The organism is Stutzerimonas tarimensis, assembly GCF_042648805.1.
In the GTDB taxonomy this organism is placed as follows: domain Bacteria; phylum Pseudomonadota; class Gammaproteobacteria; order Pseudomonadales; family Pseudomonadaceae; genus Azomonas; species Azomonas tarimensis.
This window is the reverse complement of sequence record NZ_JBHRXZ010000018.1, coordinates 82,949-96,591: the sequence shown is the minus strand read 5'-3', so window position 1 is coordinate 96,591 and position 13,643 is coordinate 82,949. Positions and strand designations below refer to the sequence as shown.

General features: G+C 66.4%; 12 protein-coding genes. 8 read left to right on the top strand and 4 right to left on the bottom strand.

Annotated features, from left to right (window positions below):
* Window positions 1–5 precede the first annotated feature (5 nt).
* From ACFOMF_RS08865 to ACFOMF_RS08855, 3 genes are read left to right on the top strand one after another with little or no spacing between them, the layout of a single operon-like run.
* On the top strand, window positions 6–980 hold the full coding sequence (locus ACFOMF_RS08865) for a hypothetical protein (RefSeq protein WP_386363862.1): 975 nt from the start codon (window positions 6–8) through the stop codon (window positions 978–980).
* Window positions 977–1,618 (top strand): gluconate 2-dehydrogenase subunit 3 family protein, encoded by a 642-nt coding sequence (locus ACFOMF_RS08860; protein WP_386363859.1) that lies wholly within the window; start codon window positions 977–979, stop codon window positions 1,616–1,618. Before ACFOMF_RS08865 ends, ACFOMF_RS08860 begins: the two co-directional genes overlap by 4 nt.
* Window positions 1,608–3,266, top strand: a complete 1,659-nt coding sequence (locus ACFOMF_RS08855) for a GMC family oxidoreductase (RefSeq protein ID WP_386363856.1) — start codon at window positions 1,608–1,610, stop codon at window positions 3,264–3,266. Before ACFOMF_RS08860 ends, ACFOMF_RS08855 begins: the two co-directional genes overlap by 11 nt.
* On the opposite strand, the gene ACFOMF_RS08850 is transcribed toward ACFOMF_RS08855, so the two are convergent.
* Together ACFOMF_RS08850 and ACFOMF_RS08845 are read right to left on the bottom strand one after the other, a co-directional pair.
* Entirely contained in the window at window positions 3,263–4,267 is a 1,005-nt protein-coding gene (locus tag ACFOMF_RS08850; protein WP_386363853.1) for an Lnb N-terminal periplasmic domain-containing protein, read from the bottom strand. The two genes, ACFOMF_RS08855 and ACFOMF_RS08850, sit on opposite strands and share 4 nt — an antisense overlap.
* A 56-nt stretch (window positions 4,268–4,323) precedes the next feature.
* Window positions 4,324–4,539 (bottom strand): hypothetical protein, encoded by a 216-nt coding sequence (locus ACFOMF_RS08845; RefSeq protein WP_386363850.1) that lies wholly within the window; start codon window positions 4,537–4,539, stop codon window positions 4,324–4,326.
* Window positions 4,540–4,770: 231 nt separating this feature from the next.
* Here ACFOMF_RS08845 and ACFOMF_RS08840 point away from each other — a divergent pair, with 231 nt between their 5' ends.
* A complete protein-coding gene (locus tag ACFOMF_RS08840; RefSeq protein ID WP_386363847.1) occupies window positions 4,771–5,994 on the top strand; it encodes an exonuclease SbcCD subunit D C-terminal domain-containing protein in 1,224 nt (407 codons plus the stop codon).
* Complete coding sequence (locus ACFOMF_RS08835; RefSeq protein ID WP_386363845.1) at window positions 5,991–9,626, top strand: AAA family ATPase; 3,636 nt, start codon at window positions 5,991–5,993, stop codon at window positions 9,624–9,626. The genes ACFOMF_RS08840 and ACFOMF_RS08835 overlap by 4 nt, the downstream gene beginning before the upstream one ends.
* Here ACFOMF_RS08835 and ACFOMF_RS08830 read toward each other — a convergent pair.
* Window positions 9,616–9,861: a hypothetical protein gene (locus tag ACFOMF_RS08830; RefSeq protein ID WP_386363842.1), complete on the bottom strand. Its 246-nt coding sequence runs from the start codon at window positions 9,859–9,861 to the stop codon at window positions 9,616–9,618. The two genes, ACFOMF_RS08835 and ACFOMF_RS08830, sit on opposite strands and share 11 nt — an antisense overlap.
* 208 nt (window positions 9,862–10,069) lie before the next feature.
* On the opposite strand from ACFOMF_RS08830, the gene ACFOMF_RS08825 reads away from it, so the two are divergent.
* The 3 genes from ACFOMF_RS08825 (at window position 10,070) to ACFOMF_RS08815 (ending at window position 12,828) form a co-directional block, all read left to right on the top strand.
* Complete coding sequence (locus ACFOMF_RS08825) at window positions 10,070–10,213, top strand: hypothetical protein (protein WP_386363995.1); 144 nt, start codon at window positions 10,070–10,072, stop codon at window positions 10,211–10,213.
* Between the two features lie 226 nt (window positions 10,214–10,439).
* Window positions 10,440–10,925, top strand: a complete 486-nt coding sequence (locus ACFOMF_RS08820) for an acyl-CoA thioesterase (protein ID WP_386363839.1) — start codon at window positions 10,440–10,442, stop codon at window positions 10,923–10,925.
* 409 nt (window positions 10,926–11,334) lie between these two features.
* Window positions 11,335–12,828 carry an NCS1 family nucleobase:cation symporter-1 gene (locus ACFOMF_RS08815; protein WP_386363836.1) on the top strand — a complete coding sequence of 498 codons (1,494 nt, stop codon included), beginning with the start codon at window positions 11,335–11,337 and terminating at the stop codon, window positions 12,826–12,828.
* Window positions 12,829–12,879: 51 nt separating this feature from the next.
* Here the strand turns inward: ACFOMF_RS08815 and rutR are convergent, their stop codons facing one another.
* Window positions 12,880–13,578 (bottom strand): HTH-type transcriptional regulator RutR, encoded by a 699-nt coding sequence (gene rutR, locus ACFOMF_RS08810; protein ID WP_386363833.1) that lies wholly within the window; start codon window positions 13,576–13,578, stop codon window positions 12,880–12,882.
* Window positions 13,579–13,643: the final 65 nt, after the last annotated feature.

Here is a 13,643-nt window from a genome sequence, read left to right as displayed (position 1 = left end):
CAGGGATGGTTTCACGTGCAAGACTGCAATGGCTGGCGTTTGCCACAAGCGGTGCGCTGGGGGCACTGGCGGTCGCCTGGGATCGCCACGAGGCGTACCGCCGCAGCGGCTCGAGGCCCGCCGATGCAACCCTGGTGCATGCCGCGCGCCGGCTCAACCGCGGCGCCGGGGTGCTGGCTGGCGCCGTGGCGCTGGACAGCGCGCTGGAGCATTACCGGGGCGAGTTCGAAAACCGGGCGATGTACACCCCGCTGGCCACTTCGAGCCTGGCGCTGCTGGCCAGCAGCGAGGGTCTGGCTGATCGCGCGCCCCATGCCGGACGGCTACGCAATGCCATCTACATCGGCACCGTGCTGACCGGAGCTGCCGGCAGTGCATTCCACCTGTGGAACGTGGCCAAGCGGCCTGGCGGCTTCGGCTGGACCAACCTGTTTTACGCCGCGCCACTGGGCGCACCGGCCGCACTGGTGCTGTCGGGCGTGCTGGGGCATTACGCCGAGCGCCTGCGCAGCGAGACCCATGACCGGGTGCCGAAGGTCATCGGCCTGCCGGCCGGCAAGTCGCTGGCGCTGATGACCGCGGCCGGCCTGATCGGCACCTCGGCCGAAGCCGGACTGCTGCATTTTCGCGGTGCCTTCCAGAACCCGGCGATGTTCTTTCCCGTCAGCGCCCCGCCGTTGTCAGCGGCGCTGCTGGCCGGCAGTGCGCTGGCCAGGCGCGACAGGCCGCGCCTGCGCCGTCTGTCGCGCCTGGCGCTGCGCTTCACCGCCCTGATGGGGCTGGCCGGCAGCCTCTATCACGCCCTGGGCGTCGCGCGAAATCACGGCGGCTGGCACAACTGGCGACAGAACCTGCAGTCCGGCCCGCCCCTGCCCGCTCCCCCGGCCTTCACCGGCCTCGCCCTGGCGGGCCTGGCCGCGCAGCGGCTGCTCGACGAGGAGCGCCAGGCCTTGCAGCGCTACAAATGGTGGGACGGATGAAACAGCTCTACCCCGGTTACAACGTACTCGACAAACGCCACACGCCCTCCTGGGATCCAGCGACCCGTGCGGTGATCGAGGAGCGACTCGCCCTGCCCCGCCAGCCACGCTTCTGCGATGCCGGCGAATGGTCGATCCTCGAGGCGATCTGCGCGCGGATACTGCCCCAGCCGGGGTATCGCCCCGCGTTTGCGCTGGCGGCGCTGGTGGACGACAAGCTGCACGATAATCGCGGCGACGGCTATCGCGACGCGCGCCTGCCGCCACTGCGCCAGGCCTGGCACCAGGGGCTGGCGGCGCTGGACGCCGAGGCACTGGCGAAACATGGGCGAGGTTTCGCCAGGCTGGCGGCCGAGTCACAGGATGCCCTGCTCCGCGCCATGCAGCAGGATGAGCTCAGTCACCCGGCCTGGGGCCCGATGCCTTGCGGCCTGTTCTTCAGCCAGCGCCTGCTGCACGACCTGACTTCAGCCTACTACGGCCATCCCGACGCCTGGAACGACATCGGCTTTGGCGGCCCGGCCAACCCGCGTGGCTATGTGCGCCTGGGCCCGGACTCGGCCGACCCCTGGGAGGCGGTCGAAGCCCGGCCCGGCATGGAGGCAAAAGCCGAATACAGGAACCGACATGTCCGCTGATTACCTCAACGACGCCCTGCGCCAGCCGCGCGGCCATGCCGGCCGCGCACCAAACCCCCTGCAGCGCGGCGGCTGGATGCCGATGCAGGAATATCCGGATTCGCAGCCGGTCGATTTCGCCATCGTCGGTACGGGCGCAGGCGGCGCTCCGCTGGCCTGCCGGCTGGCCGAGATGGGCTTTTCGGTAGTGGCCTTCGACGCGGGCGCCTGGTGGCGTCCCCTGGAGGAGTTCGCCTCCGACGAAGCGCACCAGGAAAAGCTCTTCTGGACCGACGAACGCCTCTGCGACGGAAACAACCCGCTCAAGCTCGGCACCAACAACAGCGGCAAGGCGGTCGGCGGCAGCACCGTGCACTTCGCCATGGTCTCGCTGCGCTTCCGGCCCGAGTGGTTCAAGTCGCGCTCGCTGCTGGGCTACGGGGTCGACTGGCCGTTGGACTGGCAGGAGATGTGGGGCTACTACCGTCAGGTCGAACAAGCCCTGAAGATCGCCGGCCCGGTGCGCTATCCCTGGGGACCCAAGCGCGGCCGCTACCCCTATCGGCAACACGAGGTGAATGCCTCCGGACTCGCCCTGGCGCGGGCCTGCGAGGCCATGGACGTGGCCTGGGCGCCGACCCCACTGGCCACCGTCTCGGCACCCCACGGCGACTCGCCACCCTGCGTCTACCGTGGTTTCTGCGTGACCGGTTGCTCCACCAATGCCAAACAGAGCGCGCTGATCACCTGGATCCCCTGGGCGGTGAAGGCCGGCGCGCAGATCCGCGACCTGGCCATGGTCGGTCGCATCGAGACGGGTTCAGACGGGCGGGTCAGCGGGGTGCACTTCCACCGCCAGGGTGAGTGGCGTTTCCAACGCGCCCGACACGTGATAGTTGCCGGCTATGCCATCGAGACGCCCCGGCTCCTGCTCAACTCGGCCAGCTCTCGTTACCCGCACGGACTGGCCAACAGCTCGGGACTGGTAGGCAAGAATCTCATGGTACACACCAACCAGGCGGTCTGGGGCAGGCTCGAGGAAGAGGTTCGCTGGTACAAGGGGCCACCCTCGCTGTCGATCACCGAACACTGGAACTACGAGGATCGTGGCAAGGACTTCTTCGGCGGCTACGCCATCATGAGCCAGGGTCCGTTGCCGGCCGCGTGGGCGGCGACACAGACCGGCAATCGCGGACTCTGGGGCCAGGCGCTGATGGAGCAGATGAGCCACTACAACCATCAGGTGGGCCTGAAGATCGTCGGCGAGACCCTCCCTCAGGAGCGCAACCGGGTGACCCTCGCCGAGGAATGCGACCCGCTTGGCCTGCCCATCGCCCGCGTAACCTGGTCCGAATGCGACAACGACCGGCGCCTGGTAGAACACGCCCTGGGGTTCATGCGCCAGGGCCTGGAAGCCATCGATGCCCGGGACATCTGGAGCGAAGCCGAAGGCACCGCGCACCTGTTGGGCACCGCGCGCATGGGCTCTGACCCGGCGAGCAGCGTGGTCGACGCCGACTGCCGCAGTTGGGACATCCCCAACCTGTGGATTTGCGACGGCTCGGTGTTCCCCACTTCGGGCGGGGTCAATCCCTCGGAAACCATCCAGGCCATCGCCTTGCGCACCGCCGACCGGATCGGCGCGCTGGCCCGGCGCAACGAACTCTAGGGCGCCGGTACGCCCTGACGGATGCGCAGCGAGAATGCCTCGTCGTGACCCGCCTGCCAGGCGCGGACGTTGACGTGCCCGAGCGTGCGCAACTCTTCCAGCGAATATCCGGAGGTCAGGGCGCCGAGCCGTTCGAGGTAGCCTGGCAGGTAGCCAGACAGCCCAAGGCGAGGATCGAGCGGCAGGCCCCCGATGAGCCGTTGCGCCATGTCGAATACCAGGGTCGTGTAGTTGGCGGTCAGGGTGTTATAGAAGCGCGGCCGATCCTGCAGTGCATTGGCCTGTTCCATGTATGAAAGCAGCAGCGCGCGCAGGGTGGTGTGGCCCATGTTCAGACGGTAGAGATAGACCTGCTCGCCGCGCACGTTGGTACGCAGGCGGATCGCGTCGCGCTCGTCGGTGGCGATGATGCTCAGCTCGTATTCCTTGAAGAAACCGCCGATCTCGGACCAGGCCTCGCCATATTCCCTGCGCGCTTCCACCGAGAACGCCAGGAAGCGGCCATTATCGAAGCCAAAGGACAGGATGACATGGGCAATCGCTGGCAGGCCCCGGTAGGAGGTGAAGAGGTCCACCGACACCAGTCGGTCAAGGTCGTAGCGGCGGGTCTCCCAGGCCTCGGTGAAGTCGTCCTCGCTGCGCCAGTCGAAGTTGCGCACATTGCGCATCAGCAACTGGTTACCTTCCAGACTGCCGCTGGCCATCTCGGCGACCTCGGGAGCCCAGTCGAGCTCAGCGGCAGGCTCCAGGCCCTGCCACCAGAGCAGCAGCACACCGAAGCCGACCAGGAACCCCGCCAGCGCCGAACCGGCAGCCCGGCGCCAGAGCAGTACCAGCAGCGCAAGGCCCAAAAGACACCAGAGCGCGACGGCGACATGGACCAGTGGCGCCGGCCAGGCGAGGCGGTAATGCAGGGCCAACGCGCCCCAAGTGGTAAACAGCAGTCCCGCCAGGGAGACCAGTACCTTTGCCAGGCGTGGAAGGATCCGGCTAACGGTCACGTCACGAGAAGAATGCGCATCAACGGATCTTTTGACCCGCTCGGTCACCGCGGCGCTCAGTGCGGCTTGGCCAGCTCGTTGCGGATGTCTTCGAGGATGGTTTCCACCAGCAATTCATTCTTTACCTGCTGTCCGGCAATGACCCGGGTGGTCTCGGTGCCGTTGATTGGGTAACCGACGCGGACCAGCAGATAGCCATCATCCTGCGGCTCGACACGGGTCCGATATTGCGAGGTGAAATTATCGGCAAGGTGTCTGGAAAGGGTCTTCATCGACAGTACTCACGCAGCAAGGTCAAAAATTATGGGTTTTTTATTGATGTCACAAAGACTCTGTGCCTGCGTGGGGATTCCGACCACTCGTCGGTTTACAGCGAAGCGGTGTGCCCCCGACAGCTGTCGCCGACACTCGGCAATCGCCTTGACCGCCTTGCAAGCCCGGACCCGTCCCGGTAGCGTCCGCGTCCTGTCATCCCTCTGTCTGCCCCGGATTCCCTGACTCCCATGCGCCTGATTCATACCTCCGACTGGCACCTTGGCCAGGCCCTCCACGGCCAGGACCGCGACGCCGAGCACGTCGCCTTTCTCGACTGGCTGCTCGGACAGGTGGTACAGCATTCAGTCGATGCGCTGCTCATTGCCGGCGACATCTTCGATACCGTCAACCCGCCGCTGAAGGCGCAGGAACGGCTGTACGACTTCATCGTCGCCGTCCATGAGCGGCGACCGGCGCTACAGATCCTGATGATTGCCGGCAACCACGACTCAGGGGCGCGCATCGAATTGCCGGCGCCGTTGATGAAGCGTCTCAATGCGCATGCCGTGGGGCGCATCGGCTGGCTGGCCGATGGTGGACTGGATCACGCTCGGCTGCTGCTGCCGATCCCCGATGCGAAGGGGCAGGTGCTCGGCTGGTGCATCGCCCTGCCCTTCCTGCGCCCGGCCGAGGTAACCGGGCTGGCCGATAGCGAAGACTACCTTTCCGGCATCCACGAGGTGCATCGCCGCCTGATCGCTGCGGCCGAAGCCACGCGCGAGCCGGGGCAACCGCTGATCGCCCTCAGCCATGCCCACATGGCCGGTGGTGCGGTGTCCGAGGACTCCGAGCGCAACCTGATCATCGGCAGCGCCGAGGCCCTGCCGGCCAGCCTGTTCCCGCCGAGCGTCGCCTACGTCGCCCTTGGCCATCTGCACAAACCACAGAAGGTCGCCGGGCAGACGCGCATCCGCTACAGCGGCTCGCCGCTGCCGCTGTCGTTCGCCGAAGTGAGCTATCCGCATCAGGTGCTGCTGGTGAGCTTTGACGGCGAGCAGCTTGGTCAGGTCGAGTCTCTGCTCGTGCCACGCGCGGTCGACATGCTACGCGTCGGCCCCGACTCGCTGGCTCCGGTGCTGGCAGAGCTGGAGGCGCTGGCACCGCTGGGGCTGTTCGATGACCACCGGCCCTGGCTGGAGGTTCGGGTTCGCCTTGATGAACCCCAGCCGGACCTGCGTCAGCGTATCGAGACGGCGCTGGCGGGCAAGGCCTGCCGGCTGGTACGCATCGCCAGCGAATACGCCGGTACCGGCAGCGCCGAGACCGAGGCGCTTTGCGGCCTCGATCAGCTCAGCCCGGCCGAGCTGTTCAGCCGCGCCTGGGAAGCGCAATACGGCGATCCGCCCGACGCTCAGGCGCTGGACGACTTCGCCTGTCTGTTGCAGCAGGTGGAGCAGGAGGATCGCCCGTGAAGATCCTCGCCATTCGCCTGAAGAACCTGGCCTCGCTGGCTGGCGAACAGCTGCTGGATTTCACCGCCGAGCCGCTGGCCAGCGCCGGCCTGTTCGCCATCACCGGCCCCACTGGCGCAGGCAAGAGCACCCTGCTGGACGCCCTGTGCCTGGCGCTGTTCGGCAGCACTCCGCGACTGCAGGGCAGCACCAGTGGCAAGGTGCCGGACGCCGGGGACGAGATCGGCAGCGGCGATGAGCGCAACCTGCTGCGCCGCGGCTGCAGCAGCGGCTACGCCGAGGTGGACTTCATCGGGATCGATGGGCGGCGCTACCGGGCCCGCTGGGAGGCCCGTCGTGCTCGCGACAAGGCGAGCGGCAAGCTGCAGGCCAGTCAGCAGAGCCTGATCGAGCTGGACACCGGCACTTCCCTGGCGCGCACCAAGGGCGAGTTCCGCCAGCAGCTCGAAGAGCGTCTCGGTCTCACCCTGGCGCAGTTCACCCGCGCGGTACTGCTGGCGCAGAGCGAATTCGCCGCCTTTCTCCGGGCCGACGACAACGAGCGCGGCACCTTGCTGGAAAAGCTCACCGATACAGGCCTCTACAGTCGCCTTGGCCAGGCCGCCTTCGAAAGCGCCCGGAGCGCCCGCGAAACCCTTGCCCAGCTCGAGCAGCAGGCGGGTGGCAGCCGCCCGCTGGAACCCGAGGCACGAGCCGAGCTCGAAGCGCGCCACGAGGCCCTGCAGGGCGCCTGGAAAGCCGAACAGAACGAGCTGCGCAGCCTCGAAAGCCAGCGCCAGTGGCTCGATGGCCTGGCCCGGCTGAGCGCAGAACGCGAGACCGCCGCGGGCCAACTGAGCGAAGCCGAGGCCGCAGGGGCATCGCTCGCCGAAGCGCGCCGCATCCTGACGCTGTCCGATCAGCTGGCGCCGCAGCGCCACCGGTTCGTCCGCCAGCGCGAACTAGGGCCGCTGATCGAGCAGGCCAGCCAGACGCTACGCCGCGGGCAGGCCGAGCAGGCGTCGCTGGAGACCCGCCGGGCCGTGCTCCAGCAGCGCTGCGAAGAAGCCGGCCTGGCCTTGCAATCGGCCGAGCAGCACACCCGCGATGCCGCGCCGGCACTGGCCCAGGCGCGCCGCGAGGAAGACCGGCTGGCCCAACTGGGCGAAGAGCTTGCCGGAGCACGCCAGGAGCAGGCTGAGGCCGAACAGGCCAACCTTGCCGGCGAGGGGGCGCTGGCCGCCCTCGGCGAACGCCTGCAGCAGGCTTCCCACGGCCTGGCCCAGCTCAGCGAGCCGCTGGCCGCCTCCGCCGCCCTGCAACCGCTATGCGCCAGCTGGAGTGGCTATCGTCCGCGGCTGCAGCATCTGGTACAGCTGCTTCCCCGGCTCGCCCAGGGCACGGCCGAACTGCCGGCCCTGGAACGCGCCGCGGCGCTTGCCGAAAGCGCCCAGCAGACGGCACACCGAGCTCTCGACGAGCTGCAACGCCAGTTGGGCGACGGCCAGGGTGCGGGACAGCTCGGCGCCCTCGGCGAGAGGCTGGAAAGCTTGCGTGAGCGCGAACGGGATCATCAAGCACTGGGCGAATACTGGAACCGCCACAGGATGCTGCTGGCGCGTCAGCAACAGTTGCACGCCACGCAGCGGGATCTCCTCGAACAACGCGAAACCCTGACTGAAACCGGCCGGCAGGCCCGCGCCGAGCGCGATCGTGCGGAGCAGGCGCTGACCCTGGTGCTGGCGCTTCTTGAACGCCAGCGCCTGGCCCGCAGCGCCGATGTCCAGGCCCTGCGCGCGGCGCTGCAACCTGGAGAGCCCTGCCTGGTATGCGGCAGCGCCGATCATCCCTGGCACGCCGCGGACGTCCTGGCCGCCGCGCTCGACAGCCGCGACGAAGCCGAGGCCGAGCGCGCCCGCCAGTCGCTCAAGGCGCAGGACGAAGCCCTGCAGTCCCTGCGTGACCAGCTCACCACGCTCAATACCAGGTTGCGCGACAGCACCCAGCGGCAGGAAGAAATCGTCCGCGAGCTGGAGCCCCTGGCGGCGCAGCTGCAGGCCTCGCCGCTGCATGCGAGCCTGCTGGCGCAACCGGCCGAACGGCGTGATGCCTGGCTCAGCGAAACCCTCGACAGCCTGCGCCGGCAGCGCGAGGAGACCGCTGCCGGCCAGCAGGCCCTGCTCAGGCTGCAGCAACGGGCCGAGGCCTTGCAACGCGACTGGCAGACCGCGCGTGAGGCTTGCATCGAAGCCACCTCACTCCGCGACCGGCAGCGCGAAGCCATCGCCAGAGATAGACAGTTGGCCGACGAAACCCTGGCCGAGTTCGCACCCCTCCTGCCCCCGGCCAGCCTGGAGCACTGGCACGCCGCTGCGGCCGAGTCGTTCATGAGGCTCGAAGTCCAGGTGGACGAGCGCCAACGCCAGCTCGAAGCCCAGGCCAGACTGGCCGAAGAACAGCTGCAGCGGCAGGCCGAACTGGAGCGTGAGCGGCTTGAACAGGGTCATCGCCGGACACGACTGGCAAGCAGTAATGCACGCGTGACCGAACTTGTCGCCCGAGAGCGGAGCTGTCGTCAGGCTCTGCAGGCCTTGCTGGGCACCAGGCCCGACAGCAGGCGCTGGCAGGCCGAACTCGACCAGACGCTGCAAGTCGCGCGCGATGCCCGGAGCGCCGTCGACCAGCAACTCAACGAGGCGCGCGTAACATTGAGCCGACTGGAGAGCGAGCGCGGCGCCTGCCAGGTCCGTCACGAGGAACTGCTCGCTGAACGCGGGCAGATCGAGGCCGAGCTGAACAGGTGGCGCGCCGGCCATCCCGAGCTGGACGATGCCACCCTCGAGCAGCTGCTGCAGCTCGACGACAGGCTGCTCGATGAAGCCCGCGAGCGCTTGGCGCAGAACAACGAGGCCCTGGCGCGCTGCCGGGAGCGTCTGCAGGAACGCACCCAGCGTCTCGCCGCCCACCAGGCGCTGCAACCGCAACCCATCGACGGCGCGGTGCTGGCCGAGCGCCTTGCCGAACGCCTCGCGACCTGTCAGCAGGCCGAACTGCACTGCAGCGAGGCCCGAGCGGCGCTGCTCGACGACGACCGGCGGCGCAGCCTGAGCCGGACGCTCGACCAGCAGATCGCCGCGGCAAAGGCCGAGAGCCAGCGCTGGGGGCGCATCGCCAGTTTGATCGGCTCGGCGGACGGCAATGCCTTCCGCAAGATCGCCCAGGCTTACAACCTCGACCTGCTGGTTCAGCACACCAATGTGCAGCTGCGCCAACTGGCCCGGCGCTACCGCCTCAAGCGCGGTGGCAGCCCGCTGGGGCTGCTGGTGATGGATACCGAGATGGGCGACGAATTGCGTTCGGTGCACTCGTTGTCAGGTGGCGAGACCTTTCTCGTCTCCCTGGCGCTGGCACTCGGCCTGGCATCGATGGCCTCGAGCAAGCTGCGAATCGAGTCGCTGTTCATTGATGAAGGCTTTGGCAGTCTCGATCCTGAATCGCTGCAGGTGGCGATGGATGCACTCGACGCCCTGCAGGCCCAGGGGCGAAAGGTGGCGGTGATCTCCCACGTGGCGGAAATGCACGAGCGGATACCGGTACAGGTCCGCGTCTGCCGGCAGGGCAACGGCCAGAGCCGATTGGAGATCAAGGGATAACGCAAGGCGCTAGACGTGGCACTGCGGGCCTCACCGGCATGACCGGCATGGCGAAGCAGTAACCACCGGACAGCTCGGCTTCGGCATGCGCGTCGGCCTCGCGGGTGAAGACACTGAAGACCCCGCCATGGCCGTAACAGACCACCCACTCCATATTGAGCTTGGCGGCCGCTGAGGCGTCAGCCTGCTGGTCCTTAGCTCCGCAATCCTCTTGCGCAACGAAAGTACTTTCCATAGTCCATTCCTCTGGCCTGGCGGGCAGGCATCAGGTATCGCTGAAGGGGTGGAGGCGATCATCCGGCAAGCAGGCATATCGCCACACTCGATGTCGATATTCACGAGGTAGCCAAGTTCCATACGAAGCGAAACATTCTTCAATATTCGACGAACGGTCGGCCTCTCGAACGTTTATCGCAACGGCCGATTCGACCCAGGCGTACGGCGTGCGTACACGTTTCCCCCTGGGCACAGGAAGCGCTGGGCAGCGAGTTCACCACATCTGCTTGGCAATCAAGCGCGAGGAGCACCGCCAGTTCACCGCCGAGGTGGGCGAGCAGGGCTGGCGTTGGTATCTCGGCCACGCCTGATGGAAAAAAAGCCGCCCGGTGGTCCGGCCCGCCGGGATGCGACAATAGACCGCATATCAGCACCTGTTCCTTGCCGATTCGAAGACGTTTCCATTCGACCCAGCAAACCTCGGAAACCCGGCAAGGGCGCGGGTTACAGCGATGGGAAATATCTCCACACAACCCACCGGCATTAGACTAAAGTAGCGCCTTCGCCACCACCCGACAGAGCTACCCAGACACCCCCATGGAATGTGAAAACGCGCAGCTGACCATGACGGTCCTCATGACCCCGGACAAGGCCAATTTCTCCGGAAATGTCCATGGCGGGACACTGTTGAAATACCTGGACGAAGTCGCCTACGCCTGTGCCAGCCGCTACGCAGGCAGCTATGTGGTGACCCTTTCGGTCGACCAGGTGACCTTCCGCCAGCCCATTCATGTGGGCGAGCTGGTCACCTTTCTCGCGTCGGTCAACTACACCGGCACCACCTCGATGGAAATCGGCATCAAGGTGGTCACCGAAGACATCGTCAAGCGCACCGTTCGCCATACCAACAGCTGTTTCTTCACCATGGTCGCCATGGGCAACGAGGGCAAGCCGGTCCCGGTGCCGAGCCTGCAACCACGAACGGTGGAGCAGCGCCGCCGCTACGCCCATGCGCAACAGCGCCGACAGATTCGCCGCGAGCTGGACGAGCGCTACCAGGCGCTGCGCGAATCGAGCGAATAGACCATAGGCGCTGAAAGGGGCTGCGGCCTCGCTTGTCCCCTTTCGGGCAGCCGCGAACCATCTTGTGGCATGCCCCGCCATGCGCATCCGGCACAAGCTTAAAGCCGGCGAATCAAAGCGTTGCGCCATGGCGCGGGCTGAATTGGGCGCTTCCTGCCTGCCGCTTCACGCACCAGCATGATTCTGAGCGACCGGACAACGCACCGACTGCGCCTCGTCCGGGCGGCGCCTGCGCCCTTCCAGGAGGACCGCCACTGAAATATTTCTCCTTTTATTTCAGCAAGTTGCTTGCTAGAACAAACCAATCGGTCTAGTTCAAGCCATTTTCGGCACGCTTATTGACTCCTTCTCGCGCTGTCCTGCCCGGCGTTCGCTCCGGGCGCCCAAAGCCGACCGCTCGGAGAGCCGCATGCAACAGACGAGATCCCAGGTAATCAACCGCGACGGCCTGTATGAGCTGGATGCCGGACCGGAAGTCCTGGACAGCCCGCGCTACAACACCGACATCGCCCCTACCCGTACGGCCGAACGGACCTGGCGCAGCCTGCACATCGCGGCGCTCTGGGTCGGCATGGCGATCTGCGTGCCGACCTACACTCTTGGCGGAGTGCTGACTGCCTACTTCGGCCTGTCCGTGGGTGAGGCGTTGCTCACCATCCTGCTGGCCAACGTCATCGTACTGATCCCGCTGACGCTGAACGCCTTTCCCGGCACCAAGTACGGCATCCCCTTTCCAGTGGTGCTGCGTTCCTCGTTCGGCATCCTCGGCTCCAATGTGCCCTGCCTCATCCGGGCGGTGGTCGCCTGCGGCTGGTTCGGCATCCAGACGCTGTTCGGCGGGCTGGCGATATCCCTACTGCTGGGTACCCTTTTCGAAGGCTGGCGGGCCCTGGGCGGCCTGGGGGAAGTGCTGGGTTTCATGATCTTCTGGGCCCTCAACCTCTGGGTGGTGCTGCGTGGGGCCGAGTCGATCAAGTGGCTGGAGACGCTCGCCGCCCCGCTGCTGTTGGCGGTCGCGATCGGCCTGCTGGCCTGGGCCATGCCGCACATGTCGGTTGGCGAGTTGCTGGCGCAGCCGGCCAACCGCCCCGAAGGCGACGGCGTAGCGCCCTATTTCATGGCTGGCCTGACCGCCATGGTGGGCTTCTGGGCCACGCTTTCGCTTAACATCCCTGATTTCAGCCGCTATGCCCGCTCGCAAAAGGATCAGATCATTGGCCAGGTCGTTGGCCTTCCCCTGACCATGTTCCTGTTCGCCTCCCTGGGTGTGGTGATGACGGCTGCGTCCGCCTCGCTGGTCGGTGAAACCATCTCCGACCCGGTAACCCTGATCGGCCGCATCGACAGTCCCTTCTGGGTCGGCGTGGCGATGGTGCTGATCGTGATCGCAACGCTATCGACCAATACCGCGGCGAACATCGTCTCACCCACCAACGACTTCCAGAACATTGCCCCCAAACTGATCGGTCGGACCAAGGCCGTGTTGCTCACCGGCCTGATCGGGCTGGGGCTGATGAGCCATGAGCTCCTCAAGAAGGCTGGCTTGATCGTTTCCGACGTGAGCCTGGAAAGCGTCTACTCCAACTGGCTGCTGGGCTACTCCAGCCTGCTCGGCCCGATTGCCGGGATCATGGTGGTGGACTACTTCCTGGTCCGCCGGCAGCGGCTGGAGCTGCCCGACCTGTATCGCGACGGCGGCAGCTACCCGGCGGTGAACTGGGCCGGCTTCATTGCCTTCGGCGTGCCGGTGACACTGACCCTCATCGCGCTGACCACCGGCTGGCTGAGCTGGTTCTACAGCTACGGCTGGTTCACCGGCTCGCTACTCGGCGGCGCCCTGTATTATGCCTGCTCGGGCCTTACCCGCAGTACCCCGGCACTGGCGGCCAAGCCTGTCGCCTGACGCCGGCCGGACAGCCGCCTCGACCCTCTCGGCCAGAAGGCTGCGCGAGGGTCAAGACGGCGATGCACCCGGCTCGGCCCTGGGCCGCAGGCCATCGAGAAACAATCGCTGGAGGTTTTCCAGGGTCTCGCTAAAGAAGGCCGGATCCTCCAGCGTCCGCCCCGCCACGGCTTCCACCTGAACACGGAAATCGGCGTAGTGCTGGGTAGTCGCCCACAGCGAGAAGATCAGATGATGGGGCTCGATCGGCGCCAGCTTGCCAGCGGCTATCCAGGCGTTGATCACCGCCACCTTGGTTTCCACCAGATCGTGAAGTGGCTGCTGCAGTTCGGTGAGCAACACCGGTGCCCCCTGCATGACCTCCATGCAGAACAACCGTGACTCGTCCGGATGATCGCGTGACAACTCCAGCTTGACCCTCAGGTAGTCGCCAATTGCCTGGACCGGGTCCTGCTCCTCGGAAAATCCCTTGAGGGGCAACAGCCAGACATCGAGCAACTGGCGCAGGACACCCAGATAGAGCTCTTCCTTGCTGGAAAAGTAGTACAGCAGATTGGTCTTGGAGACGTCCGCGCGGCTGGCCACCTGATCGAGGCTGGTGCCATGCAGGCCATAGCGGGAAAACATGGCGAGCGCCGCCTCGAGGATCTGGGCGCGCTTGGTTTCCGTCAGTTTCGCCCGTCGGCGCAGCGAGGCGGCGCTCGGCGTGCGGGTCTTCTTTACCGGCTTGGCAGGGGGAGTTTCAGGCACGGGTCATCCGGGTAGCTGTGACTAGCCCGGTACTGTAACCAAAGCAGAGAGTCAGGGGCAGCCGC

Excerpts from the sequence above, each read along its gene's own strand:
- ACFOMF_RS08855 (WP_386363856.1), top strand. The coding sequence starts at position 1,608 with ATGTCCGCTGATTACCTCAACGACGCCCTGCGCCAGCCGCGCGGCCAT.
- ACFOMF_RS08820 (WP_386363839.1), top strand. The coding sequence starts at position 10,440 with ATGGAATGTGAAAACGCGCAGCTGACCATGACGGTCCTCATGACCCCG.
- ACFOMF_RS08815 (WP_386363836.1), top strand. The coding sequence starts at position 11,335 with ATGCAACAGACGAGATCCCAGGTAATCAACCGCGACGGCCTGTATGAG.
- ACFOMF_RS08865 (WP_386363862.1), top strand. The coding sequence starts at position 6 with ATGGTTTCACGTGCAAGACTGCAATGGCTGGCGTTTGCCACAAGCGGT.
- ACFOMF_RS08830 (WP_386363842.1), bottom strand. The coding sequence starts at position 9,861 with ATGGAAAGTACTTTCGTTGCGCAAGAGGATTGCGGAGCTAAGGACCAG.
- ACFOMF_RS08845 (WP_386363850.1), bottom strand. The coding sequence starts at position 4,539 with ATGAAGACCCTTTCCAGACACCTTGCCGATAATTTCACCTCGCAATAT.
- ACFOMF_RS08840 (WP_386363847.1), top strand. The coding sequence starts at position 4,771 with ATGCGCCTGATTCATACCTCCGACTGGCACCTTGGCCAGGCCCTCCAC.
- ACFOMF_RS08860 (WP_386363859.1), top strand. The coding sequence starts at position 977 with ATGAAACAGCTCTACCCCGGTTACAACGTACTCGACAAACGCCACACG.